This is a genomic window from Butyricicoccus faecihominis (assembly GCF_024462775.1).
In the GTDB taxonomy this organism is placed as follows: domain Bacteria; phylum Bacillota; class Clostridia; order Oscillospirales; family Butyricicoccaceae; genus Agathobaculum; species Agathobaculum faecihominis_A.
This window is the reverse complement of sequence record NZ_JANGCE010000008.1, coordinates 1-24,241: the sequence shown is the minus strand read 5'-3', so window position 1 is coordinate 24,241 and position 24,241 is coordinate 1. Positions and strand designations below refer to the sequence as shown.

At 56.5% G+C, this 24,241-nt stretch carries 23 protein-coding genes; 14 read left to right on the top strand and 9 right to left on the bottom strand.

Annotated elements, in window-relative coordinates; all coding sequences use genetic code 11:
• Nucleotides 1-36 precede the first annotated feature (36 nt).
• The 6 genes from NE562_RS06200 to NE562_RS06175 all read right to left on the bottom strand — a co-directional run bounded on the left by NE562_RS06200 (nt 37) and on the right by NE562_RS06175 (nt 7,415).
• A complete protein-coding gene (locus NE562_RS06200; protein WP_280961542.1) occupies nt 37-414 on the bottom strand; it encodes a ribbon-helix-helix domain-containing protein in 378 nt (125 codons plus the stop codon).
• Between the two features lie 555 nt (nt 415-969).
• A complete protein-coding gene (gene secA / locus NE562_RS06195; RefSeq protein ID WP_280961541.1) occupies nt 970-3,723 on the bottom strand; it encodes a preprotein translocase subunit SecA in 2,754 nt (917 codons plus the stop codon).
• 100 nt (nt 3,724-3,823) lie between these two features.
• A complete protein-coding gene (locus NE562_RS06190) occupies nt 3,824-4,771 on the bottom strand; it encodes a calcium/sodium antiporter (RefSeq protein WP_280961540.1) in 948 nt (315 codons plus the stop codon).
• 230 nt (nt 4,772-5,001) lie between these two features.
• Nucleotides 5,002-5,850 carry a hypothetical protein gene (locus tag NE562_RS06185; RefSeq protein WP_280961539.1) on the bottom strand — a complete coding sequence of 283 codons (849 nt, stop codon included), beginning with the start codon at nt 5,848-5,850 and terminating at the stop codon, nt 5,002-5,004.
• 168 nt (nt 5,851-6,018) lie between these two features.
• Nucleotides 6,019-6,351 (bottom strand): hypothetical protein, encoded by a 333-nt coding sequence (locus NE562_RS06180; protein WP_280961538.1) that lies wholly within the window; start codon nt 6,349-6,351, stop codon nt 6,019-6,021.
• Nucleotides 6,348-7,415, bottom strand: coding sequence for a hypothetical protein (locus NE562_RS06175; RefSeq protein ID WP_280961537.1), 1,068 nt, complete (start codon nt 7,413-7,415; stop codon nt 6,348-6,350). Before NE562_RS06175 ends, NE562_RS06180 begins: the two co-directional genes overlap by 4 nt.
• 153 nt (nt 7,416-7,568) lie before the next feature.
• On the opposite strand from NE562_RS06175, the gene prfB reads away from it, so the two are divergent.
• Nucleotides 7,569-8,693: a peptide chain release factor 2 gene (gene prfB / locus NE562_RS06170; protein WP_280961536.1), complete on the top strand. Its 1,125-nt coding sequence runs from the start codon at nt 7,569-7,571 to the stop codon at nt 8,691-8,693.
• 86 nt (nt 8,694-8,779) lie between these two features.
• Here the strand turns inward: prfB and NE562_RS06165 are convergent, their stop codons facing one another.
• On the bottom strand, nt 8,780-9,529 hold the full coding sequence (locus NE562_RS06165; RefSeq protein WP_280961535.1) for a GntR family transcriptional regulator: 750 nt from the start codon (nt 9,527-9,529) through the stop codon (nt 8,780-8,782).
• A gap of 273 nt (nt 9,530-9,802) precedes the next feature.
• Here NE562_RS06165 and NE562_RS06160 point away from each other — a divergent pair, with 273 nt between their 5' ends.
• The 4 genes from NE562_RS06160 to NE562_RS06145 are packed head-to-tail and all read left to right on the top strand — an operon-like array spanning nt 9,803 to nt 12,924.
• Nucleotides 9,803-11,077 carry an aconitase X catalytic domain-containing protein gene (locus tag NE562_RS06160; RefSeq protein WP_280961534.1) on the top strand — a complete coding sequence of 425 codons (1,275 nt, stop codon included), beginning with the start codon at nt 9,803-9,805 and terminating at the stop codon, nt 11,075-11,077.
• A complete protein-coding gene (locus tag NE562_RS06155; RefSeq protein ID WP_280961533.1) occupies nt 11,059-11,484 on the top strand; it encodes an aconitase X swivel domain-containing protein in 426 nt (141 codons plus the stop codon). The genes NE562_RS06160 and NE562_RS06155 overlap by 19 nt, the downstream gene beginning before the upstream one ends.
• 17 nt (nt 11,485-11,501) lie before the next feature.
• Nucleotides 11,502-11,993, top strand: coding sequence for an alanine:cation symporter family protein (locus tag NE562_RS06150; protein WP_280961532.1), 492 nt, complete (start codon nt 11,502-11,504; stop codon nt 11,991-11,993).
• On the top strand, nt 11,944-12,924 hold the full coding sequence (locus tag NE562_RS06145; RefSeq protein WP_280961531.1) for an ornithine cyclodeaminase family protein: 981 nt from the start codon (nt 11,944-11,946) through the stop codon (nt 12,922-12,924). The genes NE562_RS06150 and NE562_RS06145 overlap by 50 nt, the downstream gene beginning before the upstream one ends.
• A gap of 367 nt (nt 12,925-13,291) precedes the next feature.
• Here the strand turns inward: NE562_RS06145 and NE562_RS06140 are convergent, their stop codons facing one another.
• Nucleotides 13,292-14,170 (bottom strand): LysR family transcriptional regulator, encoded by an 879-nt coding sequence (locus tag NE562_RS06140; RefSeq protein ID WP_280961530.1) that lies wholly within the window; start codon nt 14,168-14,170, stop codon nt 13,292-13,294.
• A gap of 172 nt (nt 14,171-14,342) precedes the next feature.
• On the opposite strand from NE562_RS06140, the gene NE562_RS06135 reads away from it, so the two are divergent.
• The 6 genes from NE562_RS06135 to NE562_RS06110 all read left to right on the top strand — a co-directional run bounded on the left by NE562_RS06135 (nt 14,343) and on the right by NE562_RS06110 (nt 18,683).
• Entirely contained in the window at nt 14,343-15,389 is a 1,047-nt protein-coding gene (locus tag NE562_RS06135; RefSeq protein WP_280961611.1) for a YeiH family protein, read from the top strand.
• Nucleotides 15,390-15,442: 53 nt separating this feature from the next.
• Nucleotides 15,443-15,802, top strand: a complete 360-nt coding sequence (locus NE562_RS06130) for a sulfite exporter TauE/SafE family protein (protein WP_280961529.1) — start codon at nt 15,443-15,445, stop codon at nt 15,800-15,802.
• Complete coding sequence (locus tag NE562_RS06125) at nt 15,799-16,179, top strand: TSUP family transporter (protein ID WP_280961528.1); 381 nt, start codon at nt 15,799-15,801, stop codon at nt 16,177-16,179. Before NE562_RS06130 ends, NE562_RS06125 begins: the two co-directional genes overlap by 4 nt.
• Nucleotides 16,180-16,223: 44 nt before the next feature.
• On the top strand, nt 16,224-17,132 hold the full coding sequence (locus tag NE562_RS06120; RefSeq protein WP_280961527.1) for a DUF4349 domain-containing protein: 909 nt from the start codon (nt 16,224-16,226) through the stop codon (nt 17,130-17,132).
• A gap of 72 nt (nt 17,133-17,204) precedes the next feature.
• Complete coding sequence (locus NE562_RS06115; protein ID WP_280961526.1) at nt 17,205-17,768, top strand: manganese efflux pump MntP family protein; 564 nt, start codon at nt 17,205-17,207, stop codon at nt 17,766-17,768.
• Nucleotides 17,769-18,068: 300 nt separating this feature from the next.
• Nucleotides 18,069-18,683, top strand: coding sequence for a peptidylprolyl isomerase (locus tag NE562_RS06110; protein WP_280961525.1), 615 nt, complete (start codon nt 18,069-18,071; stop codon nt 18,681-18,683).
• A gap of 331 nt (nt 18,684-19,014) precedes the next feature.
• Here the strand turns inward: NE562_RS06110 and NE562_RS06105 are convergent, their stop codons facing one another.
• Nucleotides 19,015-20,112, bottom strand: a complete 1,098-nt coding sequence (locus NE562_RS06105) for a GntR family transcriptional regulator (protein WP_280961524.1) — start codon at nt 20,110-20,112, stop codon at nt 19,015-19,017.
• A gap of 349 nt (nt 20,113-20,461) precedes the next feature.
• Here NE562_RS06105 and NE562_RS06100 point away from each other — a divergent pair, with 349 nt between their 5' ends.
• From NE562_RS06100 to NE562_RS06090, 3 genes are read left to right on the top strand one after another with little or no spacing between them, the layout of a single operon-like run.
• On the top strand, nt 20,462-21,976 hold the full coding sequence (locus NE562_RS06100) for a sugar ABC transporter ATP-binding protein (RefSeq protein ID WP_280961523.1): 1,515 nt from the start codon (nt 20,462-20,464) through the stop codon (nt 21,974-21,976).
• A gap of 6 nt (nt 21,977-21,982) precedes the next feature.
• The gene (locus NE562_RS06095; RefSeq protein WP_280961522.1) at nt 21,983-22,963 is read left to right on the top strand and encodes an ABC transporter permease; all 981 of its coding nucleotides are present in this window, start codon (nt 21,983-21,985) and stop codon (nt 22,961-22,963) included.
• A gap of 37 nt (nt 22,964-23,000) precedes the next feature.
• A complete protein-coding gene (locus tag NE562_RS06090) occupies nt 23,001-23,993 on the top strand; it encodes a sugar ABC transporter substrate-binding protein (RefSeq protein ID WP_280961521.1) in 993 nt (330 codons plus the stop codon).
• The last annotated feature ends 248 nt before the right edge of the window (nt 23,994-24,241 follow it).

The window sequence follows — 24,241 nt, the reverse complement described above, 5'->3', positions numbered from 1 at the left end:
TTTCTTCTCCTTTTCGCTTTGTAGCGGAGCCGCGCTTTATTCCTGTTCCGCCTTTATTTGTTCTGTCATAAAGCGAATGAGCTCTTCCGGGGTCGGTATATCCCCTTTTCGCGGCACGCTTTGCTGGTAAGCGGCCGTTTCTTCGTCGGACGGCGAAGTAAACGCCATCAAAATCGATTTCTGTATTTCCTCCTCGATCTCTCGCGGCGTGGTATGGTATTGTTTGGCTAAGTGTTTGTAGATCTTTTTCATGTTCATATCAATGCCCTTTTTGCCTTTATATTTTTTCAGCAAATCCTCAACTGCCTCATCATGTAACTTGGATTTTGGGATTCGGGTTTCATAATGCAGCTGCTCAAACGCGCAAATCAAGTCATTTCGTAACGTTGATGTAAATTGCTTGCGATTGACCAATGGATATTCCGATATGACACCCACCCCCTTTTGTATTACTATTGTACGGATACTGGAAAGACAAAACAAGGGAATTGAATTTGCATAAGGTTAATTAAGATTATGGATGCATATCCGTATCATTCCAATAAAAGCTGTGCGGCGGCATCCTCTTGGAACCTCGCTCACGTTCGCAATAAAATACGCGGCGGTAGCCGCGGGAGACGGTCGCGCCGCCCGGCGCGGGAGCAAGAGGGAGCGGACACCTGCGGTTTCCTCTCCCACTTAACTTCCACGCTTTCCCTTACTCCTGACTGGGGGCGGCGCTTGCCGTCCTGTTGTTTTGGGTGTGGGGCACCTTAGTGCCGTACCGGTTTCCTAGGGATTCAGTGGATAGGTGCCTCCGCTCGGCCGGACCGGCCTGATTTGGCACGCCCACGTATGTTGGCGCTTCGCTTGCGGCGGGGTGGGCTTATACAGACCGCACCACGCCGCACATAAAATTGTGCGCGCCAGCGCACCACCGAAAAAAACAAGCGGGCGATCCGGTAAGGATCGCCCGCTTGCTTCACTTTTTTACTGCGGCTTATCCTGCTTTAAATAGCAGCACTTTTTGTACTTTTTGCCGCTGCCGCACGGGCAGGGATCGTTCATGCCGACCTTCTTGCCGACGCGGACAGGCTCCTTCTTGGCCGTGCCGTCCGCCGCGCCCGCGGCCGAGGTCTCCTTGGCGACCTGTTCGCGCTTGGGCTCCTCCTGCGTGCGCACCTGCGCAAGGAAGATCATACGGACGGTGTCCTCGCGGATCGAATCAATCATCGCGTCGAACATGTCAAAGCCTTCGCGCTTGTACTCAACCACGGGATCGTGCTGGCCGTACGCGCGCAGGCCGATGCCGTTTCGCAGCTCGGTCATGGCGTCGATATGGTCCATCCACTTGGTATCGACGTTCTTGAGCAGCACCACGCGCTCAAGTTCGCGCATGATCGCGGGCGTCAGCTGGCTCTCCTTGGCTTCATAAACAGCGTGCGCTTTTTCGCATAGCTCGTTTTTAAGCTGGTCGGCGGTCAGATCGTCGCATTCCTCGGGCGTAAAGACGCAGTCGTCCGGGCGCAGGAACAGGCCGATAAACGGACGGCGCGCCTGCTCCACCATCTCTACGGAAAGCAGGTGGTTTTCGCCAATCGCGGCGTGCACCGCGCGGGCGATTGTATCATCCACCATCGAAAGAATGTTGGACTTCATATCCTCGCCGGACAGCACCTTGAGTCGCTGGCTATAAATGGTCTGGCGCTGGGTATTGAGCACATCATCATACTCCAGCACGTGCTTACGGGTAGCAAAGTTGCGGCTTTCAATCTTCTTCTGCGCGTTCTCGATCGCGCCGGACAAGATTTTTTGGTCGATCGGCTCGTCTTCCTCGATGCCGAGCGTATCCATCATGTTCTGTATCTTTTCCGAACCGAACAGACGCATCAGATCGTCTTCCAGCGAGATATAGAAGGAGGATTCGCCCGGGTCGCCCTGACGGCCCGCGCGGCCGCGCAGCTGGTTATCGATACGGCGGGATTCGTGCCGCTCGGTGCCCAGAATATACAGGCCGCCCGCCGCCCGCACCTTTTCCGCGTCCGCGTCGGTTTCCTGTTTATACTTTTCGTATAATTCTTTGAAACGATTACGGATATCCAGAATGGCCGGATCGTCCGTTTCCGCATGGCCGTTGGCTTCCGCCAGCAACTCCGGCGTGTAATCGCCCTTGCGCAGCTCGTCCAGCGCCATGGTCTCGGCGTTGCCGCCAAGCATGATATCGGTACCACGGCCCGCCATGTTGGTCGCTATGGTGACCGCGCCGGATTTACCGGCCTGCGCGACGATATCCGCTTCCTTTTCGTGGTACTTCGCGTTCAGCACCGTGTGCTTGATGCCCTTTTTCTTCAAAATAGCCGAAAACTCTTCGGATTTTTCGATGGACACGGTACCAACTAGGATCGGCTGGCCCTTCGCATGGCATTCCTCGATACGCGCGATGGTCGCATTGATCTTGCCGCGCTCGTTCTTATACACCGCGTCCGGATTGTCCAGACGGGCGATTTGCTTATTGGTCGGAATTTCAATAACGTCCAGCTTATAGATGTGGCGGAATTCCTCTTCCTCGGTCAGCGCGGTACCGGTCATACCGGACAGCTTGCCATAAAGGCGGAAGTAATTCTGGAAGGTGATGGTGGCGAGCGTTTTGCTTTCGTGCTCTACCTTTACGCCTTCCTTGGCTTCGATCGCCTGATGCAGGCCTTCGTTATAGCGGCGGCCGAACATTAAACGGCCGGTGAATTCATCGACGATGATGACCTGACCGTCGCGTACGACATAATCGACATCGCGCTGCATGACGCCGCGCGCCTTGACCGCTTGGTTAATATGGTGCTGCAACGTGGTATTTTCAGGATCGGACAGGTTTTCGACCTTGAAGTAAGCCTCGGCGCGGCTCTGGCCCTTGGGGGTCAGCGTGGCGGTGCGGGCTTTTTCATCCACGATATAATCGGCTTCGATATCCTCCTGCTCTTCCTTGGCGTCCACTTCCTTGACGCGCAGGCACTTCAGGCCCGCGGCAAAGCGGTCGGCCATTTGGTACAGGGCGGAGGATTGCTCGCCCTGACCGGAAATGATCAGAGGCGTTCTCGCTTCGTCGATCAAAATAGAGTCGACCTCGTCCACAATGGCGAAGGCGTGGCCGCGCTGCACCATGGACTGCATGTAGATCGCCATATTATCGCGCAGGTAATCAAAACCAAACTCGTTGTTGGTGCCGTAGGTGATATCGGCGGCATACATCGCTTTGCGCTCGTTCGGCTGGATGTCGTGAATGACAAGACCGACGGTCAGCCCCAGATAGCGGTACACCTTGCCCATCCATTCCGAGTCGCGCTTGGCAAGGTAATCGTTCACGGTGACGATGTGCACGCCCTTGCCGGTCAGCGCGTTCAAGTAGGCGGGCAGGGTCGCGACGAGGGTCTTGCCTTCGCCGGTTTTCATCTCGGCGATTCGGCCCTGATGCAGCACAATGCCGCCGATGACCTGCACGCGGTAATGGCGCAGACCGAGCACGCGGTCCGCGGCCTCGCGCACGGTGGCAAACGCCTCGGGCAGCAGATCGTCCAGCGTTTCGCCGTTCTGGAAGCGGGTCCTAAATTCCGCGGTCTTGCCGCGAAGCTGTTCGTCCGTCAGGGTACGGTATTGATCCTCCAGCGCGTCCACCTTGTCCGCGATCGGATAGATCTTTTTCAGCTCGTGGCTCGAATGGGTGCCAAATAGCTTTGTGAAAATATTAGCCATTGTTCAAATATCAGCCTTTCAAAAGAGCATAACTCCATATATAATCATCTTATTATATCACAGAACGCGAGCGGAACAAACAAATTTTTTGTAAACGGCGTTACATGGCGGAGCGCATGATCAGGTACGCGGTGAAGCCGACATAGCAAAGCGCCATCACGGCGCCTACCGGGCGCGACATTTTGCCCTTCATTGCGGGCAGCAGGAACGCGATGGACAAAATCGTCAAGATCGCGCTGTCGATCACGGCGGTGGGCAGTACGGTGATCGGGCTGATCAACGCGGACGCGCCTAGAATGAGCAAAATATTGAACAGGTTGGAGCCGATGACGTTGCCCATCGCGATATCGTTCTCGCCCTTCTTCGCGGCGACGAGCGAGGTGACGAGCTCGGGCAGGCTGGTGCCGATGGCAACGATGGTCAGGCCGATCAGCGTTTCGGAAAGGCCGAACATGCGGGCGATGCCGGTCGCGCCGTTTACCGAAAGCTGGCCGCCCATAACGATGCAGATCAGGCCCAGCACGATGTTGACGCCGATCATCACGGGCGGCATGGCTTCGGCCAGCTCTTCCGCCCCGCTTGGCGCGGATACCGCGCGGTTGCGGAGCGCCGGGCGCACCTGCACGATCATCAGCCACACGAACAGCACGAGCAGCAGCAGACCTTCCCAGCGCGTGATGCCGCCGCCGAACAGCAGCATCACGGTAAGCAGCCCCGCCGCCGCGATGGAGAGCGGCCAATCGCGCCGCAGGATGTCACGGTCGACCACCAGCGGGCACAGCACCGCAGACAGACCGGCCACTACCAAAAGGTTAAAGATGTTGGAACCCAGCACGTTGCCGACCGCAATCTCGTTCGCGCCCTTTAAGGCGGCGGTCACGCTGACGGCCAGTTCGGGCGCGGACGTGCCAAAGGCGACGACAGTCAGGCCGACGATCAGCGCGGGCACCCCCAGCCGGCGCGCGAGCGCGGACGCGCCCGCGACGAACTTGTCCGCCCCCCAGACGAGCAGCGTGAAGCCTACGATCAGTAAAACAAAAGACAGCATAATGATACGACCCCTTTAAAAGTATTTCCAGAACAAAAAAAACGAGACTTTCATTGCAGTTTCAGGCTGCAATAAAAGTCTCGCTACTTACGGAACGGTACGGGCCGAAAAAGTTCCGGCCGAGATTGACGACACCGCCCCACGCGGCGCCGCCGCGTGAGCTACTCCCTTTTATATCGTGGAAATCATTTTGATTACCTGTCCTACTATATGCAAAAGATACCGGTTTGTCAAGACTTTGTTTTATTTTTTCTCAGCAATAGAAGCAACAGCGCCGTGACGGCGATCACAAGGATCACGATGGCGATGATCGCCAGAGTGAGCGGCGTGTCGGGCTGCTGGGCAGGCTGCTCGTCCGCGACGGGTATGGGATGGACCGGTGCGACGTCGTCTGGCTCCGCCGTGGGCGCGGGATCGGCGGGTTCAGCAGGTTCGGTGGAAGCCGGTTCCGCCGCCGGGGTCTGCGCGGGCGCGCCGGCGGGCTTCTCGGTCGTCAATTCGGCTAAGTACACCCAGCCATGCTGGCCGTTATACGCCGTATAGCCCCATTTCGAGTTTTTGACCGAGGTCGTTTCCTGCTCGATATGCAGGGCGGTCTTCATTGGGATCGGGTCGTCCAGCACCTTGCCGTAGGACGAGTCCGGCCCGGAGCGAAAGTTCACGCCGATACCGTCCGGCGAGTTGACATAGGCGGTATAGTCCACCTCGTACGCGCGCGACCAAAAGTCATCCGCGGCGGACGCGGGCTTTGTGGTGGTCGTTTCAGCCAGATATACCCAGCCGTACTCGCCGTTATACGTCGTATAGCCCCATTTGGAGCCCTTGCTCGAAACGGTCTCCTGCGAAATATGCAGTTTGGTGTCCATCGGGATCGGGCTGTCGAACACCTTGCCGTACTCCGAACCCGCGCCATGGCGGAAATTTAAGCCGATGCCGTCCGGTGAAGCGACATAGCAGTCGTAATCCACTTGATAAGCATATTCCCAAAATTCGTCTACCGCCGCGTCCGCCAGCGCGGGCACGATGGCCATAACCAGCAGCAACGCCGCGAACAGCAGTCTTTTCCCCAGATGTCTCATTTCCAAATCCCCCTATTTTATCATCGATTACTTTGCAAATAGCCGCCTTTGCCTGTGCCTATATAACCATAGTACCGCAACAAAGGAAAGCATATGATCGGTGCGTAGGTAGAACGCCAGCTCAAAAGCGGCGGGTTTGTTGCATTTTTTCATATTCCCCCCTGAAGATTAGACTGACAGCAAGCATCCGGCCAAATAAGACGCCAAATTCAAAGCCACCGCTGCCACCGCCGCGCGGCGGCGCGAAAGTGGCACACAGCGCCGCAGCAATGCATATTCCGCAGCCACGGCCAGCACTTCGCATAGCGCCGTGACCGGCGGCGCGTAGACCGGCCACAGCTTGCGGCACAGCGTGACCGCAAAAACCACCGGCGGATTGGTGACCAGATTCATCAGCCAAACCACGGTCAACGCGTGCCGGCGGCGCAGGCCAAGCAGCAGCGCCGCGAGCGTTTCAATGAGCAGCGTAACGGCGAGCGAACGCAGCAGGATTCCCGTCATGCGGTTTCCTCGCGGCGGCGCGCAAACCCCAAACCCAGACCCGGCAGCAGCAGGGCGAGCGAAAGCAGCGTGCCCGCGGCCAGCGCGGCCGGCGTGCAAAACGCATCCGCCACGCCCAGCAGATCGGGCAGCGTGCCGAGGAAGATGGCGAACGTCGCCATGCCGAACGCAAATCCCCGGTTTTGCAGACCAACCAACCGAGTGAGCGCCGAAAGCGTGAGCGGCATGGACGTTTGAAAGAGCAGGACCGCGAACAGCCCGGCCGCCGGAACAGAAAACGCGGGCAAAAACAGCGCCGCCGCCGCGCACAGCGCCAGAGCCGAGGTGCGCGCAAAGCCGCACCGGTCGCCCAGCAGACCGCCAGCCGCCTTGCCGGCCGCCACACACAGCACGCAAGCAAAGCTCAGCGCGCCGGTCTTCCAAGGGAAAGCGGTCAGCCCGCCCAAAAAGGAACGCAGCAGCACGGTCAATAGCAGGCAAAGCCCCGCCGCGCCGGTGCGCGGCCAGCGCGCGGGCGCGGACGGCGCGGCAACGGACGGTTCCGCCGCATCGGCTTTCCAGTATACCAGAAACGCAGCCGCAAGCATTGTCAAGCCGACGGCGAGCCGCGTCCAATCATACGGCCAAAGCCCGCCGCGCGCAGCCCACACGCCCAGCCACACGCCGACAGCGCCGGTTGAAACAAAAATACCCGGCGCGGCGGCGCGGCCCGAACCGTACGCAAGCGCATACCGCCCGCCGCCGACATGAAACAGCGCGTTGCCGATGCCCGCTATCGCGCACCGTTCCACCCCCGGTATAACCGGCATAAGCCATGCGATCGCGGCCAGCAGCATGCCCAGAGCGGCGGTGAGCCGGTCGTTTCGCACATGGTCCGCCAACACGCCGAAGGGCATTTGCAGCGCGAACGCACAGCCGTTATAGAGCAGCATGCAAAGCGCCCACTCCGCGTGCGTTTGCAGTTCCTGCCGCACAGGGCCGCAAAGCAGCAGGATACACGCAAAGTCGACAAAAAAGTGCAGCAGCGCATACGCCCCTAAGCGGCGTGCCGCTGTTTTCCCCATCGTCTCACCCCCTGTCGTATAATCGCCGCGTCAATATGCAATGATTATACTATATCGTGCCGATGAATTCAATTTTTTCCTTTCCTTTGACAATACGCTGTGTTTCGGATATAATAAAAGGAATCGAAAGTTCTAAATGTAAGGAGCATCCGCATGCTGCAATTTGAGGAATACAAAGTAAAGCTGGTAAACCTTGCCCCCCAGCTGGAAGAGCTGCGCGGCAACCTCGGTCTGGAACAGGCCGCGCGCGAGGTCGAAGAGCTTGAACTGAAAAGCTCTCAGCCCGGCTTTTGGGACGACCCGGAAAAGAGCCAGAAGGTCGTTTCCCGTCTGGGCGCTTTGAAGGGCAAGATCGAAGCGTACGACCATTTGCGAACGCTTCGCGACGATCTGCTCACCATCTGCGAGATGGCGATCGAAGAAAACGACGAATCCATGCTCGAAGAACTGCAAAGCGGCTATGACGAGCTGGAAAAGGGCATGGCCGAGCAAAAGCTCTCCACCCTGCTGACCGGCGAATACGATCACAACAACGCCCTCGTTTCCTTCCATGCGGGCGCGGGCGGCACCGAAGCGCAGGACTGGTGCGAAATGCTTTACCGCATGTACACCCGCTGGGCCGAGCGCCACGGCTTCACCTACAAGATCATGGACTATCAGGACGGCGACGAGGCCGGCCTGAAGTCCGCCGATATTCTGATCGAGGGCGAAAACGCCTACGGCTACCTCAAGGGAGAAAACGGCGTGCACCGTCTGGTGCGCATTTCGCCGTTCGATTCCTCGGGCCGCCGCCATACCTCGTTCTCCGCGATCGAGGTCGTGCCCGATATCGAGGATGATTCGGCTGATTTCGAGCTTAAGCCCGAGGATTATGAAATGCAGGTGTTCCGCTCCTCCGGCGCGGGCGGCCAGCACATCAACAAAACCTCTTCCGCCGTGCGGCTGATCCATCACGCCACCGGCATCGTCGTATCCTGCCAGACCGAGCGCAGCCAGTTCCAGAACAAGGACAACTGTCTGCGTATGCTTCGTTCCAAGCTGGTCGAGATCAAGGAGCGCGAGCACCTCGATAAAATCTCCGACATCAAGGGCGATCAGAAAAAGATCGAATGGGGCAGCCAGATCCGTTCCTATGTGTTCATGCCCTATACCCTTGCCAAGGACACGCGCACCGGCTTTGAAAACGGCAATATCTCCGCTGTCATGGACGGCGATATCGACGGGTTCATCAACGCGTACCTCTCCGCCCTCGCCACCGGCAACTGGGCGACCAAATAATTTCACATTGCGTCACTAAGACAGGGCCCGTTGCAGAATCGCTTTATTCTGCAACGGGCCCTTAGCTTGTCAAAGAACCTTCGCGCCTAGGGCGCTTCCGCGGAAAAGTCGATGGCCTCATGCTCCTGCGAGTAGCCAAAGCGGATAAAATCCGTCCGGTAATAGGTCTTAAAATATTCAAACGGGATGAAGCGCCCGTCCATGATTCCACTGGACACGGACTCGAAGAGCAGAACCGGCGTCTGCGGCGGAATCTGCAGATGCGCGGAGACCTCGCGTGGCGGAAGGACCGCCTCCATGGCGTGATCCGTTCTTTTCGCATGAGCGCAGTAGTTCGCCCGAAAAATCTCCAACATAGGCGTCGCGGAAAAATCCATTTGCGCGATCCCCGGGAAGTTGACCGCCGAGATGTAGGAGATCGACTCGTTAAAAATCATCCGGTCCGCCATAAACAGCTTTCTGACGCAGAGCACCGGGGAGCCCGCGGCAACCTGCAAACACTTCGCGATATGTTTACTGGCCGGGATCGTGGAGCGCTCCAGCTCCCGGTTGTGAGGGCAAAATCCCATCTCCGCGTAATTTTGCGAACACCGGGTGATGGAATCCAGCGGCTGTGTCTTGCGGATGTCCTTGACAAAGGTGCCGCTCCCGTGAATCTGAACGAGCTCCCCCTGCTTGCACAGAACGTCGATAGCCTTGCGGACGGTGGCGCGGCTGACCTGAAACAGCTCCGAAAGCCGCCGTTCGCTCAAAAAACGCCCGTTGGGCGAAACGCCTTCCCCGGAGAAAATCATATCCTCCAGAGCGTTCTCAAGCGCCTGATACTTGAGGCCCATTTTCTTTTCCCCTCCCCCGTTTGTTCTACCGTAACTATTATAATACGGCTGACCAAACATTGCATGTTATTTTTTGAACGCCGCAGCCAAAGTGGCTCCATACATCCGCATACCACTTTCGCAAGTGGTCTCCCTTTTAAAATGCCTGTCTTGATTTGCACAATTTCATTCCCAATATCTTGTGCAGAACATGAGTGTTTTTTTGCATTTTCCTCCTTTATAATGCGTCATATAGAAGCAAAAGCAGCCATTTGACACAGGAAGGGGCACGACATGAAGCTAACCGAATATGAGCGGGAATTGCTGGACGGCAAGCATGGGGAAGCCGTCCGGATGGCAATGCGGGTCCTCTGCGATCTGGGAGACTATTACGGCGCAGAGGATTTTGTGGAAATCACCGCTTGTCACGACGACAGCACGGTATATTTCGGCGAGGCGCAGGTTGCCTTCGCAGAACATCTGGCTGGTCTCGGCGCAAAATTCGCCGTTCCCACGACCACCAATGCCTGCGCGCTGGACATGCAGCGCTGGGATCTCCAAAAACAGGACGCGGCCTGCATGGCGGCTACCCGCCGCATCGAGGCGTCCCACCTCCGCATGGGCGCCATCCCCACCTGGACCTGTGCCCCCTATCAAACGGGTTTTTCCCCGGCGTTCGGCGCGCAGGTGGCGTGCGCAGAATCCAACGTCATCTGTTTTATGAACTCCATCGTCGGCGCCCGCACCAACCGCTATGCCGGCCCGCTGGAGCTTTTGTGCGGCATTGCCGGACGGGCTCCGAATTTTGGGCTCCACAAAACAGAGAACCGGTACGCGGAGGGACTGGTGGTCCTGAGCGACGAGATTACCGAGGAGATGTTCGACGATCCCAGCATGTTTAGTTATGTGGCCTTCGCCTACGGAAAGATTGTGGGAAGCCGCGTATGGGCCCTGCAGGGCATACCGAGGCGCAATCTGACGCTGGACAACCTTAAGCAGTTCTGCGCCACGGCGGCGTCCTCCGGCGGCATCACGCTAGTTCATCTGATCGGCATTACGCCCGAGGCGCAGACTCTGGAACAGGCTTTCAACGGCAAAGCGCCCCGGCAGGTGGTCACCATCGGGCTCAAGGAGCTTCAGGAGGCCGAGGCCGCGCTGTGCAACGCCGACCAGCAGGGCCCTATCGATCTGGTGTCTCTGGGCTGCCCCCACTTCTCCTGCGCGGAATTTCAGGATCTGGAACGGCTGCTGGCCGGACGGCACATCTATCCCAAGACGGCGATGTGGGTATTCACCAGCCGCTCGAACTATGGTACGACCGAGGCCAGCGGCCTGCTGGACCGCATCAAAGCGCTTGGCGTGCAGGTGTTTGTGGACGGATGCACAATGGAATATCCCACTGCGGTCTGGGGCACAAAATCCATCATGACGAACTCCGGCAAGTTCGGAACCTATTGCTTCAATAAAGTTGGAATCCACCCGGTGTTCGGCAACCTGAGGGATTGCGTCGAAACAGCGGTTTCGGGAAGCGTCGTTCGGGGAGGGCAGCTATGGAACAAATCACTTTGAAATGCAGAAACGTCATTGCCGCGTCCGCCCGGCTGCCGCTGGTCTCCTCCGGGGAATCCTTCAGCTTTGTCGGCGGTGTCGATATCCAAAGCGGTACGATCTCCGATTACCGCCATCCCAATTACCGGGAGAACATCACCGGCAAGGCGTTTGCGTTTCCCTTCGGGCGGGGCAGCAGCGGCGCGGGACTGGTGCTGATGGAGATGCTTCGCATCGGCACCGCTCCCGGCGCGATCATCAACGTCTATACCGATCCCGTGATCCTGACCGGCCCCATGATCTGCCGACACTTTTACAATCAGGTTATCCCTGTGCTCAACGTATCGGAAACGGACTTCGCAAAGCTCGCCGGAGCAAAGGAGATCGAGATCTTTCAGGACAGAGAGGAGATGATTCTTTACCGGTAGTCCCAAAACGGAGACCCATGGGGCACGGCATGCCCAAGGGGCTTAGCAAAGTAATGGCCGTGATCTTCGCGCTCTTTTGTACCATCGGCTATCTAATCGTCACCATTATCGTCCTGATCGGCAACGCCAGTAACATTCCCTCCACCATCGCCCTGATTTTCAGCAGTTCCTTTGGCCCCCGTGCAGCCTTCGGCGGCATGCTTGGCGCCGCGTTCTTCTACCCACCGTCAAGAAGGTTTACGTCGACTATATGGACCAGCGCAAGGCCGGCGTTGAGGATCCCTATTTTAACCCCCAGAAGCTGGGGAGCAACAACTGCGACGTCTGGATGGACCTCAACAAGGATTGCATTGCTGCCGACCGGGCCAATGAACCTTAACCACCCGTCAAACGTTTTTCTCCGTCGGCCGGCGCGCTCTCCGGCTGGCGCGAGCAAGCGTCAGAAAGGACCGAAATACCATGAAGCATATGATTGTCATCCCGGAAGAAAAAGCGGCGGCTGCCATTGATATGAAGACGGCGCTAGCCACCGTGCGGGATGCCCACCTTGCCTGCGGCAAGGGCGAGATGTACCCCGGCGGCCGCATCGCCATGCCCCTTGGCCGGGGGGAGAGCTCCGGCCAATGGCTGACGGCCGTCTGCACGGAGCAGCCCTTCTTCGGCTTCAAGTTCTCCGCTGTCTTTCCGGACAATCCCAAGCACGGGATGCCCACCGACCAGTCCACCATCAGCCTCTTCTCCGCAATCAACGGCGAGCAGCTGGCGCTCATCGGCGCAAACCACCTCACCGCTCTGAAGACGGGCGCTGGCGCTGGCGTGGCCACCGATCTGCTGGCCAGAAAGGATGCCCGCCATTTGGGGATCGTCGGCACAGGGACGCAGGCGTTTACCCAAGTGCTGGCCATTCAGGAAGTTCGGGAGCTGGAGGAACTCCGCGTATTCGACATGGCCGCGGACCGGATGGACGCCTTCGCTTCGCGAATCGCCGCGGTGCAGAACCGCCCCTACCAAATCATCCCATGCGGCAGCGGCAACGAGTGCGTGGCCGGCTCCGACATCGTCAGCACCGTGACCCCTTCCCGCAAGCCGGTCTTTGACGCGGACGCGCTTCAACCCGGAACGCATCTCAACGCCATCGGCTCCTTTACGCCCTTCATGCAGGAGATTGCGGAGGAAGCGGTCCAAAAGGCGAGCTTCGTCGTCACCGAGCATGTGGACGGCCTGTGGGCCGCCGCGGGCGATATCCTGATCCCCTTTGAAAAGGGCCTGATCACCCGCGACAAGGTGCGCGGCAGCGTGGGGGATCTGCTGGCAGGCAAGCTCCCCGGCCGCTCTGACCATGCTGAGATCACCATGTACGAGAGCGTGGGCTCCTGTGTGCTGGATCTAGCCATCGCTATTGCCGTCTACCGCGCGGAGACCGGCGAGCCGACCGCCTGATAAAAAAGCCGCGCGCCGCCCCGGCGCACTCGATTGAGATGAGGCCTTTTTTCGATAGAATAAAGAAAAAAGCATTTTTACAAACTCTGCGGCGGCCGTTTTTTTTACCGGCCGCTGCTCAGCTTGTCAAAGAACCCTCTCGCGCCGCAGCGCGCATAAAATAGGATTTTGCCGCTTGCGGCAAAATTCATAAAAACCGGGAGCATGTATCTCGGTTTTTATACAAACCGACTTCAAGTGTGCCTGTAAGGCGCGCGCAGAAGCCGGAATTCTCGATCGAAATGGGGCTTTGTTTCGATCGACAGACTGTCAAAAATACTTTTTTGACAGTCTGTGCGGCGGCCGGTTTTTACCGGCCGCTGCTTTTTTATTCCTGAAGCAGCGCGTACGCCGCGCGGTGCTCGTCCGCAAACGCGCTGTTTTTGCGCCACAGAAAGGTAAAATCGTGTGTGACCGAAAAATCCGCAAGCGGTATTTCGCATATCTCGCCCGTTTGTAGTTCGCCGTGTACGGTCGGCTCATACAGGAAGGAAACGCCGCAGCCCGCGCGAACCAATGTTTTGATCGCGTTTAAACTGCCGATCTCCGCCACACGGCGAAAATCCGCCACGGTCAAGTTGCTTTCACGCAGGCGGCGCTCCAGCGTTTCACGCGTGCCCGAGCCCAGCTCGCGCGTGAGCAGGCGCTCGCCGAGCAGATCGCCCAGCTCGCGCACCGGCTTTTGAAAGACAAACCCCGGCGACGCGACCGGTACAAAGCGCTCGGTGCGGTAGGGCAGATGATCGTACTCGTTTTTTTCAAAAAAGCCTTCGACAATGGCAAAGTCGATCTCGCCATTGTCCAGCTTTTGCAGCAGCTCCGCTGTGTTGGCGACTTGCATACGCACTTCCGCGCCGGGTTCCCGCTCAAGCAGGCGGGCCAGCGCGCGGGGCATCACATATTCGCCCACCGTCAGCGTCGCGCCGAACGTTAGCCGCCGCCCCCGGTCCGCGAGCGATCCAAGCTCCATCTTCAGGTGCAGCGCGTCGTCCCGCATGGTGGTCGCGGCGCGCAGGAATAGGCGGCCGGCCTCGGTCAGCTCCATCCGTTTGCCCTGCCACGCAAAAAAGCGCGCGCCGTACGCGCTCTCCAGCCAATGGATATGCTGCGAGACCGCGGGTTGCGTGATGTGCAGCTCCTCCGCCGCTTTGGTAAAGCTCTGGCAGCGGCATACCGCCAAAAATGTATCGACACGAAAATCCAGCATAGCTCCATCCTCCTCGTTTAATCATAACATAAATTTATCCATTTATAAAGATTGATAATTTTACATTATCGATTGATCGTACTATACTGAGGATGGAAACAAAAAGTATTGAAGGGGGTACCCACCAATGGAAACAGTTCAGCAGGGGGAAGCGGCGCAGGAAGAAGAGCTTATGTTGCAGCCGGAGCGCGTCGGCTTTCTCCAAAAAAACGGCATGGGGCTGCTGCTTTGCTTCATCATCGCGTTGCCTGCATGGTTTTTGGGTAAGCTGGCGCCCGTGATCGGCGGGCCGGTGTTCGCCATCCTGATCGGCATGGGGCTGTCGCTTGTTTGGCAGCAGAGCGAGCAGGTGCGGCCGGGCGTTACATACACCTCGAAAAAAATCCTGCAATACGCGGTTGTACTGCTCGGCTTTGGCCTCAATCTATCGGAAATCGCCAAGGTCGGCGCGCAGTCGCTCCCCATTATTGTATCGACCATCTCGACCTCGCTTATCCTATCCTTTATTCTATGCAAGGCGTTAAAAATGCCCGGTAATATCTCTACGCTGGTCGGCGTGGGCTCGTCGATCTGCGGCGGCTCGGCTATCGCGGCCACCGCGCCCGTTATCGGCGCGGATGACGAAGAGATCGCGCAGGCTATTTCGGTTATTTTCCTGTTTAACGTGATCGCGGCGCTGATCTTCCCGACGCTGGGCGGTGCGCTTGGCCTGACGAACCACGGCTTTGCGCTGTTCGCGGGCACCGCGGTGAATGATACGTCCTCCGTCACGGCGGCGGCCGCCGCGTGGGACGGCTTGCATCCCGGCGCGAACGCGCTGGATGGCGCGACCATCGTCAAGCTGACGCGTACGCTCGCCATCATTCCGATCACGCTGTTTCTCGCTTTTTGGCGCACGGCAAAGGCGAAAAAGATAGACGGGACGACGAGCGGCAGCTTCGACCTGAAGAAGATTTTCCCGTTCTTTATCCTGTTTTTCGTGCTTGCCTCGGTCATTACGACCGTTAGCGTGACGGCAGGCGTCAGCGCGGCGGTATTTGCTCCTTTTAAAACGCTGTCCAAATTCTTTATCGTCATGGCCATGGCGGCGATCGGCCTGAACACCGATTTGAAAAAACTGATCCGTACCGGCGGCAAGCCCATCTTTATGGGGCTGGTCTGCTGGATCGGCATTGCGTGCGTCAGCCTCGGCATGCAGCAGTTCTTGCACATTTGGTAAATACCGCATAATCAAAACCCTTCCGGCGCATGCTACCGCCGGAGGGGTTTTTTATGAAAAATACCGCAAAATACGCTGTTACCGGCGCGCTTGCCGGCGCGGCCAACGGCTTTTTCGGCGCGGGCGGCGGCCTGTTCCTTGTCCCGCTGCTGGCCGGGTGGACGAAGCTGGAGCAGCGGCGCGCGTTTGCGACCTCGGTCGCGGTCATCCTGCCGCTTTCGATCGTTTCAGCCGTGATTTATTGGATACGCGGCGGCCTTGATTTTGCCACCGCCTGGCCCTATCTGATCGGCGGCGCGATCGGCGGCGTCATCGCAGGCAGGATTTTTCAAAAAGTCGATATGGTGTGGCTGCGCCGGGTGTTCGGCCTGCTTATTCTGTACGGCGGCGTACGGGCGGTGCTGCTGCTGTGACGATTTTTCTTGCTATCCTAATCGGTCTGGCAACCGGCGTGCTGTCGGGCTTCGGCATCGGCGGCGGATCGCTGCTGCTGCTTTACCTGACCCTATTTGCCGGGGTATCCCAGTACCGCGCGGGCGGGATAAACCTTTTGTACTTTGTCGCGTGCGCGCCCGCCGCCCTTGTTTCGCACATCAAAAACAAGCTGGTCGAGTGGCAGGCGGTCAAATGGGGCGTGATCGCGGGCGTGCCGGCCTCCATTCTCGCGGCGTTCGGCGCCGCCATGATCGATGTGCGATGGCTGCGGCGCTTATTCGGCGTTTTTCTGCTGTATGTCGGCTGCAAAGAATTGTTTACAAAACGGAAAAAGTCGGGAACACCGCCAGAATGATCCTCGTCTAACAAACATCCATTAGGATAGAAAGGGTGTTTGAGATGAAAAAGAGATTGGCATTGATCGGCCTGACCGCCGCTTTGCTGCTGACGGCGGCCGGTTGCGGCGGTGCCGCCTCTTCGAGTCCGGGCGAAGGCGTGACCATGGACAGCACGGCCATGGACGACGGCTGGAGTGAACAATCCCCCGAAGCGGGCGCGCAGATGGACAGCAGCTCCGCCGGCTCCTTTGCCGCGCGCCGCGAAAATGCCAAGCTGATCCTGCGCGCCGAGCTTTCGCTCGAAACAGAGGACTTTTCCGCGTCCGCCGCGGCGATCGACAAATTGACGAACGAAGCCGGCGGTTACTACGAATCCAGCGGCACCGGCGGCGAGACCGGTTCGCGCTATGCCGACTATGTGGTGCGCGTGCCGCAGGAAAAATTTGAAAGCTTCCTCGCCTCTGTCGGTGAACAGTGCCACGTGGTCGATTCGCAGCAATATGCCGACGACATCGCCGAGCAATACGCCGATCTGGAAACGCGCCTCGCCACCCAGAACACCAAGCACGAGCGCCTGCTTGCCCTGCTCGATCAAGCCGGTAAGATGGAGGACATCATTGCGCTTGAAAACGCCTTGGCCGAAACCGAATACGAGATCGACAGCCTGACCGGCCAAAAGCGCGCCTATGACAGCCTTGTGGATTATTCCACGATCACGCTGCGTCTGCGTGAGGTGCAGTCGCTTACCGCCGTGAGCGAGGGCGCGGGCTTTGGCGCGCAGTTGAAGCGCGCCGCCGCGAGCGGCCTTGGCGGCTTTGGCTCTTTCCTGCGCGGCACGGTGCTGTTTGCGGTCACGATATGGCCGCTGCTTCTGATCGCCGCGATCGCGCTGGCCGTGACGGTGCATCTGCGCCGCCGCAAAAAATCGAAGAACGACGGCTCCGACGAAAACGACCGCCCCGCATCTTGACTTTGCACGCGCGAGGTGATATAGTAGACCGCATTGAAATAACGCCCGCGAGGCGTTGTCATGGGGGCTAACATGGGACTGTGGGAACTGTTTGTGATCGCCGTCGGCCTGTCGATGGATGCGTTTGCCGTGTCGATCTGTAAGGGACTTTCGGTGCAAAAGCTATCGCTGCGGCATGCGTTTTGCGCGGGCGCGTATTTCGGCGGCTTTCAGGCGCTGATGCCGCTGATCGGCTTTCTTGTGGGCGTGCGCTTTCAGGGGCTGATCGCGGGCGTCGATCACTGGATCGCCTTTGTGCTGCTCGCGATGATCGGCGGCAATATGGTACGCGAAGCCCGCTCGCCCGAAGAAACGTGCGCGAACGATTCGTTTTCACCGGGCGTTATGCTGCCTCTCGCCGTCGCCACCAGCATCGACGCGCTCGCCGTCGGCGTCACGTTCGCGTTTTTAAAGGTCGATATCGTACCGGCGGTTCTGTTCATCGGACTTACCACATTTGTCCTTTCCGCAATCGGCGTTAAGGCCGGTCATGTATTCGGCGCGAAATATCAGGCGCGGGCCGAGCTTTTCGGCGGTATCGTGCTGATCCTGATGGGCATTAAAATCCTGCTGGAGCACCTTGGCGTTTTCGCTTGATCGATTCGGCATCTACTAGCAACGCTCCGGTCTCTTCGACCGGGGCGTTACTCGTAAGGGGCAGCAAAGCTTTGCCTCGTCCCGCTTCCTATCTCTTACGCAATGGTTTCCGGCAGAGTTTCGCCGCTGCGGTTGCGCATGGCGCTTGATTTGCCCGCTCCGCATTTGCGTCGCATAGATAATCGCGGGTTCGGGCAAAAGCGCGGGTTCGGGCAAAAGCGCGGGTTGTATTGTCCGGATATTTATGCTATATTCAGTTACAGAAATTTTTACGTGTAAAAAACAGAGGAGAATTACCCCATGAAAAAGAAACATTTGCTCGCCCTTGGCCTTGTGGCGCTTCTGGCGCTCGGCGGCTGTGAATTCGGTTCCGCGCCCGAAGACAAAACGGAAACCGAAGACCCGTCTGCCGATCCCATTGGTACGCACCACGCGGAAATCGCGGTAAAGGACTACGGCACCATCAAGGTCGAACTGGATGGCGACACCGCGCCCATCACGGTGCAGAATTTTATCGATCTGGCCGAGTCCGGTTTTTACGACGGCTTGACCTTCCACCGCATCATGGACGGCTTCATGATCCAAGGCGGCGACCCCAAGGGCGACGGCACGGGCGGCTCGGATAAAAACATCAAGGGCGAATTTGCAAACAACGGCGTGCAAAACGATATTTCGCACGTGCGCGGCACGATCTCGATGGCGCGTGCGGGCGACCCGGACAGCGCCAGCTCGCAGTTTTTCATCGTGCAGTCGGACAGCGACTTTCTGGACGGCGACTACGCCGGCTTCGGCCATGTGACCGAAGGCATGGAAATCGTCGACCAGATCTGCAAGGACGCGCCCGTTGAGGACAACAACGGCACCGTTCTGCCGGAAAACCAGCCCATTATCGAAAGCGTAAAGATCATCGACTGACCGTAAGCAAAACAAAAAGATCCCGTATCAACACAAGTTGATGCGGGATCTCAGGCTGTCAAAATACAAGTTTTGACAGCCTGTCGATCGAAACAAAGCCCCATTTCGATCGAGAATTCCGGCTTCTGCGCGCGCCTTACAGGCACACTTGAAGTCGGTTTGTATAAAATCCGAGATACATGCTCCCGGATTTTATGGATTTTGCCGCTTGCGGCAAAATCCTATTTTATATGCGCTGCGGCGCGAGGGATTCTTTGACACGCTGAGACCCCGTATCAACACAAGTTGATACGGGGTCTTTTTATGTTTGGCGCTTTGTACGCCCGACCGGTCAAGTCAGGTCCCGCACCGATTCGCGTTCCACAAGGATCGGCGGAAATTGATAGCCGGGCTTAAAAGTCGGATCCCGAATGAGCTGTAAAAGATTTTGCGCCGCTTTTTGCCCCACCAGCTGCTTGGGATGCACGACAGAGGTAAGAGGTACATCCACAGTGGACAGCATAGAATCATCAAAACTGACAATGGAAACGTCTTTCGGTACCGACAAACCGTGCGCGCGCAGAAAGCGGATAAACAGCAGGGCTAATTGATCGTTATAGCACACTACCGCCGTGCATTCCCGCAAAATGCGCAAAATCGTTTGCTCCCCGGGCCCTGAAAAAACAGAATCAAACTCTTCCGTGGCGTACCACATGAGCCAATCATCGTTCACGGAAAGCTCGTGCGCCTGCAGCGCGTTGGCATATCCGGCAAAGCGAAGATGCCCCTGCAGATCGTCCTGCTTGAATACCCCGGCAATGCGTGTATGACCATGAGCGATCAGATTCTCGACCGCAAGCTTCATTCCCTCTATATTATCCGGCATAACGGCAGGGCAGCTCACCGTGGGGTAATAGCAATTTACCATCACGCTGGGGATTTGCCGGATTAGCTTGTCGTATAGGCGCTGGTTGGTGTTGACCAGCCCGCTTTTGGTCGGCTCTATGATCAAGCCATCCGGCGGCGATTCCAGTACCGACCGCAAAATGCGTTCTTCATCGATCCGCTTATTGGCGGTGATATGCAGATTAATTGTATAGTTTTGTGTGGACAAGTAGCTGTTGATGCCATTTAAGATCGAGGGGAAAATATAATCATCCACATAGGTCATAATGATCCCGATATTCTTGTTGGAGGGGGCCTGCGATGGTCTAAAATGATCGGTTACATAGGTTCCACTGCCACGGGACCGCGTCACCAATCCCTCCTCCTGCAGCATCGTAATGGCTTGACGCACGGTTTGGCGGCTAAGCGAATACATTTGTGCGAGCTTTGGCTCAGAATAAAGACGCATGCCGGGTTTTAATGCCCCGGAATAGATTTCTTCGCGCAGCTGCCCAGCAAGTTGTATGTACTTAAAACCAGCGGACACATCCATCACCTCGCACATTTTATATGGGTATCATACACCAATCTTAAGGATTCAGCAATAGTTTTTCGCATTTTCAACAAGAACTGTTTTCGTCTCCCTTTTTCTTTGTTCTTCAAAGTTGTATGGTACAAAAATATATATAATTTAGACAAAACTCTATATGCATCATTGTAATTAAGATAAAATAAACAAATTATACGTAAATATTCGTTGACATATGTGTAGTTTGGATATATAATTTGAACAACTCAAAGCTAGGTTAAATAAGCGCCCACTTGTTTTTGAAAATTTGTATTTGTTTTTGCGACAACCCGCGCTCCTTCCAGCAAAGCGACGCAAAAAGTTGTATGAAACCGGAGGTGGTAAAATGGGAGACCACAGCTGCATACTCAAATTAGAAAATATTAAAAAAAGCTTTTCCGGCGTGCCTGTCCTCGAAGGAGTCAATATTGAACTGCACACCGGTACCGTTCATGCTTTGGTGGGCGAAAATGGCGCCGGCAAGTCGACGCTCATGAAGATCATTTCAGGTCTGCACGCGCCGGATGCAGGCCGAATTTGGTACAAAGGCGCGGAAATATCCGATCTGACGCCGCAAAAGAGTCTGGAACTCGGCATCTCCATGATCCATCAAGAGCTAAACCCGGAGCCATACATGACCATTGCCGAAAATATTTTTCTTGGCCGCGAGCCATGCGTCGGACCGGGCGGAAAATTTGTTCATTTTAAAAAGATGTATCAGGATACGCAAAACATCTTAACTAAAATGGATATCGCTTACGACCCGCATACGACGATGGGCGAGCTCAGCCTAGCCGGCAAACAACTGATCGAGATCGCGAAAGCGATCTCTAGAAACGCTTCGGTCGTTATCATGGACGAACCCACTTCCGCATTGACCGACGACGAGGTAGCCATCCTTTTCCGCCAAATCGAAGATTTAAAAGCAAAAAATGTCGCGGTGATCTATATCACGCATAAAATGGACGAGATTTTTGCGCTCGCGGACGATATCACCGTGCTGCGAGACGGTGTGATGATCGAAAGCGCGCCGCGGGAAAGCTTCACCATGGAATCGCTGATCAATCAGATGGTGGGCCGCGAGATTAAAGATGTATTCCCAAAATTCGAGGTGCCGATCGGCGAAACCGTTTTCGAGGTGCGAGGACTGACCAGCAAGGGTGTATTTGAAAATATCAGCTTTTCTCTGCGAAAAGGCGAGATCCTTGGTTTATCCGGTCTGGTCGGCGCGGGCCGCACAGAGGTCTCACGCGCCATCTTTGGACTGGACAAATTTGATACGGGCGAAATATTTATGAACGGCAAACCGTTGGTCATACGCAATACACGAAACGCGATCGCGGCGGGTATCGCTTACGTGCCCGAAGACCGCAAGGAGATAGGCTTGGTGCTTTGCCGCCCGATCCGGGAAAATGTCTCCTTGGCCGCCTTAGAGCAGATAGAGTCCGGCGGCTTTTTGAATTTGGAAAAGGAAAAGAGCAGGGTGCGCCAAATGGTCGAGCGTCTGCTGATCAAAATCTCTTCCGCCGAAAACGTCGTTTCCAGCCTATCGGGCGGCAATCAGCAAAAGGTGGTGCTCGCCAAGTGGCTGATGCGCGATTTGCAACTGCTTATTCTGGACGAGCCGACGCGCGGCATCGATGTCGGCGCCAAGGCGGAGATCCATCGGATGATGTGTGAGCTCGCCGGCAAGGGCCTTGCTATTTTGATGATTTCCTCCGAACTGCCCGAAATTCTGGGCATGAGCGACCGCGTGCTGGTCATGCACGAGGGCAAGATCACGGGCGAGCTCAGCCGCAGCGAAGCGACGCAGGAAAAAATCATGAAATACGCGGTCATGAATGAAGGATACAGGGAGTGAGCAACTATGGGCAAAAACAAACCTGAAAAAAGCAGTTTTTCTTTTGCAGCCCTATACTTAAAATACGGTATGTTTTTTATTTTACTGGCGCTTGTTGTAATTTCCGCTGTTGCCAGCCCCGCGTTTTTAACGCCGCGCAATCTCACGAACGTCATTAAAAGCATGTCCATCGTGGCGCTTGTGGCCTTTGGCCAGACCATGGTGCTGATTCTCGGCAAAATCGATCTGTCGGTCGGTTCTGTGATGGCGCTTTGCGGTTGTATCGCCTGCATGGTCGTCAGCCAGACCGGAAACCTGTTCTTCGGCATTGCCGCCGGCGTTTTAATCGGCGGTATTTGCGGCATTATCAACGGCTTTGTCATTTCGTATTTCCAAATCCCAGCGTTCATTATCACGCTTGCTACCATGCAGGTCGCGCGCGGCGCGGTGCTGCTTCTGACCAACGCCGTGCCGGTATCCGGTATGGGCGACGCTTTTCGGTTCATTGGCCAAGGCTCGCTCTTCGGCACGCTCCCCATGCCGGTCGTTATCATGATTCTTGCGTTTGCATGCTGTTGGCTGCTGCTGAACCGGCTGCGTTTCGGCCGCCACATTTATGCCTGCGGCGGCAATGAACAAGCGGCGATCGCCTCCGGCATCAGTGTGCGCAAAACGGTCACCCTTACCTATTTTATCATGGGCATCCTGACCGCGACAGCCGGCATCGTATTGATGTCGTACATCAATTCCGGCCAGCCCGCAGGCGCTTTAAATTACGAGATGGACGCTATCACGGCGGCCATCGTGGGCGGGACCAGCTTTACGGGCGGGCTTGGCAGCGTGCAAGGCACGCTCGTCGGCTGTCTGATCGTCGGCGTGCTGGATAACATTATGAACCTCAAATCCGTTTCTTCCTACTGGCAGCAGATTGTTCGTGGCCTGATTATCGCTTTGGCGGTTATTATGGATATCAAAAGCAAATCTCTGGTCATGCGTAAAAAGAAGTAAAAAGAAGCACCGGATTCATCCATGAGGAGGAGAAAAAATGAAAAAGACCATGCGGAAGCGAATTGCAGTACTGTTAGCAGGCGCCATCATGATGGCAATGGTCAGCGGCTGCGGCGGCGACAGCGCCGCCGAGAGCGACGGCGCGGCAGGCGGCGAAGAAAAGACCGGCGGCTACACCATCGGCTTTACCAATATGGCGGATACCGATGTTTTTTGCAAGTATACGATGGATCAATTTGTCCAGCAAGCGGGCGAAAAGGGCTGGTCCGTCACAACGGCCGACGCCAACTTGGATACCTTTAAGCAGATCCAGCAGGTCGATACCTTTATCGCCTCCGAAGTAGACGCGATTGTGATCGAAGCAGTGGACTATGAAGCCATTGTCCCCGGTATCGAAGCCGCAAACGAGGCGGGCATTCCTGTTATCTGCCTGATTTGCGATGCGGCGGGCGGCGATTTTATTTATATCGGCTCGGACAACTACCAATGCGGTCAAGCGGAAGCGGAATTTTTCAACGAAGCGCTGCCTGAAAACGCAAAAATCGTTTATCTCGCCGGCACGCCCGGCCTGAATCACTCCACGCTGCGTCATCAAGGTTTTTTCGAGAACTTTGACCGGGACGACGTGGAGGTACTGGCTGAACTAAGCGGCAATTTTGAGCGTGAGGAAGGCATGAAAATCATGCAGGACTGGCTGCAGGCATATCCGCAAATCGACGGCGTGGTATCCGCGAACGATCAGATGGCGCTGGGCGCGATTCAGGCCATGAAAGCCGCAAACCGTTTGGAAGGCGTCGTCATATGCGGCGTCGACGCCACCGAGGACGGTATGCAGGCCATCAAGGACGGCGAAATGACCGGCTCGATGCTGTATAACGGCATTGTGCAAGCGGAAAACGCCATCCTTATGCTTGAAAAAATCTTTAATGGAGATGAAATCAAGGAAAAGCGCATCATCTCGCCGTTTGAACTCGTCACCGCCGACAATGTGGACGAGTATAGTCAGATGGTATACGGCAAAACCTTTTAAATCTCTTTTCATCACTAGATCGCGTTCTTCTATTCTTCTTCCTTCTGATGGACAGTCCGGTGCTTCAAAAACATGGGGCATCGGGCTGTCGCTTTATACACAAATAAGTTGATGAAATGAAACGAGGTGCAACAGTATGAAATTAAAGCTGGGCATGGTAGGCGGAGGCGGGGGCTTCATCGGGGATGTGCATCGCCACGGGGCGCTGATGGACGATCTGGCGGTGCTGACGGCGGGCTGCTTTACCC

What these genes read in the sequence shown, in the direction of transcription:
- secA (WP_280961541.1), bottom strand. Translation starts at nt 3,723, where the DNA reads ATGGCTAATATTTTCACAAAGCTATTTGGCACCCATTCGAGCCACGAG.
- NE562_RS06190 (WP_280961540.1), bottom strand. Translation starts at nt 4,771, where the DNA reads ATGCTGTCTTTTGTTTTACTGATCGTAGGCTTCACGCTGCTCGTCTGG.
- NE562_RS06185 (WP_280961539.1), bottom strand. Translation starts at nt 5,850, where the DNA reads ATGAGACATCTGGGGAAAAGACTGCTGTTCGCGGCGTTGCTGCTGGTT.
- NE562_RS06180 (WP_280961538.1), bottom strand. Translation starts at nt 6,351, where the DNA reads ATGACGGGAATCCTGCTGCGTTCGCTCGCCGTTACGCTGCTCATTGAA.
- NE562_RS06175 (WP_280961537.1), bottom strand. Translation starts at nt 7,415, where the DNA reads ATGGGGAAAACAGCGGCACGCCGCTTAGGGGCGTATGCGCTGCTGCAC.
- prfB (WP_280961536.1), top strand. Translation starts at nt 7,569, where the DNA reads ATGCTGCAATTTGAGGAATACAAAGTAAAGCTGGTAAACCTTGCCCCC.
- NE562_RS06165 (WP_280961535.1), bottom strand. Translation starts at nt 9,529, where the DNA reads ATGGGCCTCAAGTATCAGGCGCTTGAGAACGCTCTGGAGGATATGATT.
- NE562_RS06160 (WP_280961534.1), top strand. Translation starts at nt 9,803, where the DNA reads ATGAAGCTAACCGAATATGAGCGGGAATTGCTGGACGGCAAGCATGGG.
- NE562_RS06155 (WP_280961533.1), top strand. Translation starts at nt 11,059, where the DNA reads ATGGAACAAATCACTTTGAAATGCAGAAACGTCATTGCCGCGTCCGCC.
- NE562_RS06150 (WP_280961532.1), top strand. Translation starts at nt 11,502, where the DNA reads ATGGGGCACGGCATGCCCAAGGGGCTTAGCAAAGTAATGGCCGTGATC.
- NE562_RS06145 (WP_280961531.1), top strand. Translation starts at nt 11,944, where the DNA reads ATGAAGCATATGATTGTCATCCCGGAAGAAAAAGCGGCGGCTGCCATT.
- NE562_RS06140 (WP_280961530.1), bottom strand. Translation starts at nt 14,170, where the DNA reads ATGCTGGATTTTCGTGTCGATACATTTTTGGCGGTATGCCGCTGCCAG.
- NE562_RS06135 (WP_280961611.1), top strand. Translation starts at nt 14,343, where the DNA reads ATGTTGCAGCCGGAGCGCGTCGGCTTTCTCCAAAAAAACGGCATGGGG.
- NE562_RS06130 (WP_280961529.1), top strand. Translation starts at nt 15,443, where the DNA reads ATGAAAAATACCGCAAAATACGCTGTTACCGGCGCGCTTGCCGGCGCG.
- NE562_RS06120 (WP_280961527.1), top strand. Translation starts at nt 16,224, where the DNA reads ATGAAAAAGAGATTGGCATTGATCGGCCTGACCGCCGCTTTGCTGCTG.
- NE562_RS06115 (WP_280961526.1), top strand. Translation starts at nt 17,205, where the DNA reads ATGGGACTGTGGGAACTGTTTGTGATCGCCGTCGGCCTGTCGATGGAT.
- NE562_RS06110 (WP_280961525.1), top strand. Translation starts at nt 18,069, where the DNA reads ATGAAAAAGAAACATTTGCTCGCCCTTGGCCTTGTGGCGCTTCTGGCG.
- NE562_RS06105 (WP_280961524.1), bottom strand. Translation starts at nt 20,112, where the DNA reads ATGTGCGAGGTGATGGATGTGTCCGCTGGTTTTAAGTACATACAACTT.
- NE562_RS06100 (WP_280961523.1), top strand. Translation starts at nt 20,462, where the DNA reads ATGGGAGACCACAGCTGCATACTCAAATTAGAAAATATTAAAAAAAGC.
- NE562_RS06095 (WP_280961522.1), top strand. Translation starts at nt 21,983, where the DNA reads ATGGGCAAAAACAAACCTGAAAAAAGCAGTTTTTCTTTTGCAGCCCTA.
- NE562_RS06090 (WP_280961521.1), top strand. Translation starts at nt 23,001, where the DNA reads ATGAAAAAGACCATGCGGAAGCGAATTGCAGTACTGTTAGCAGGCGCC.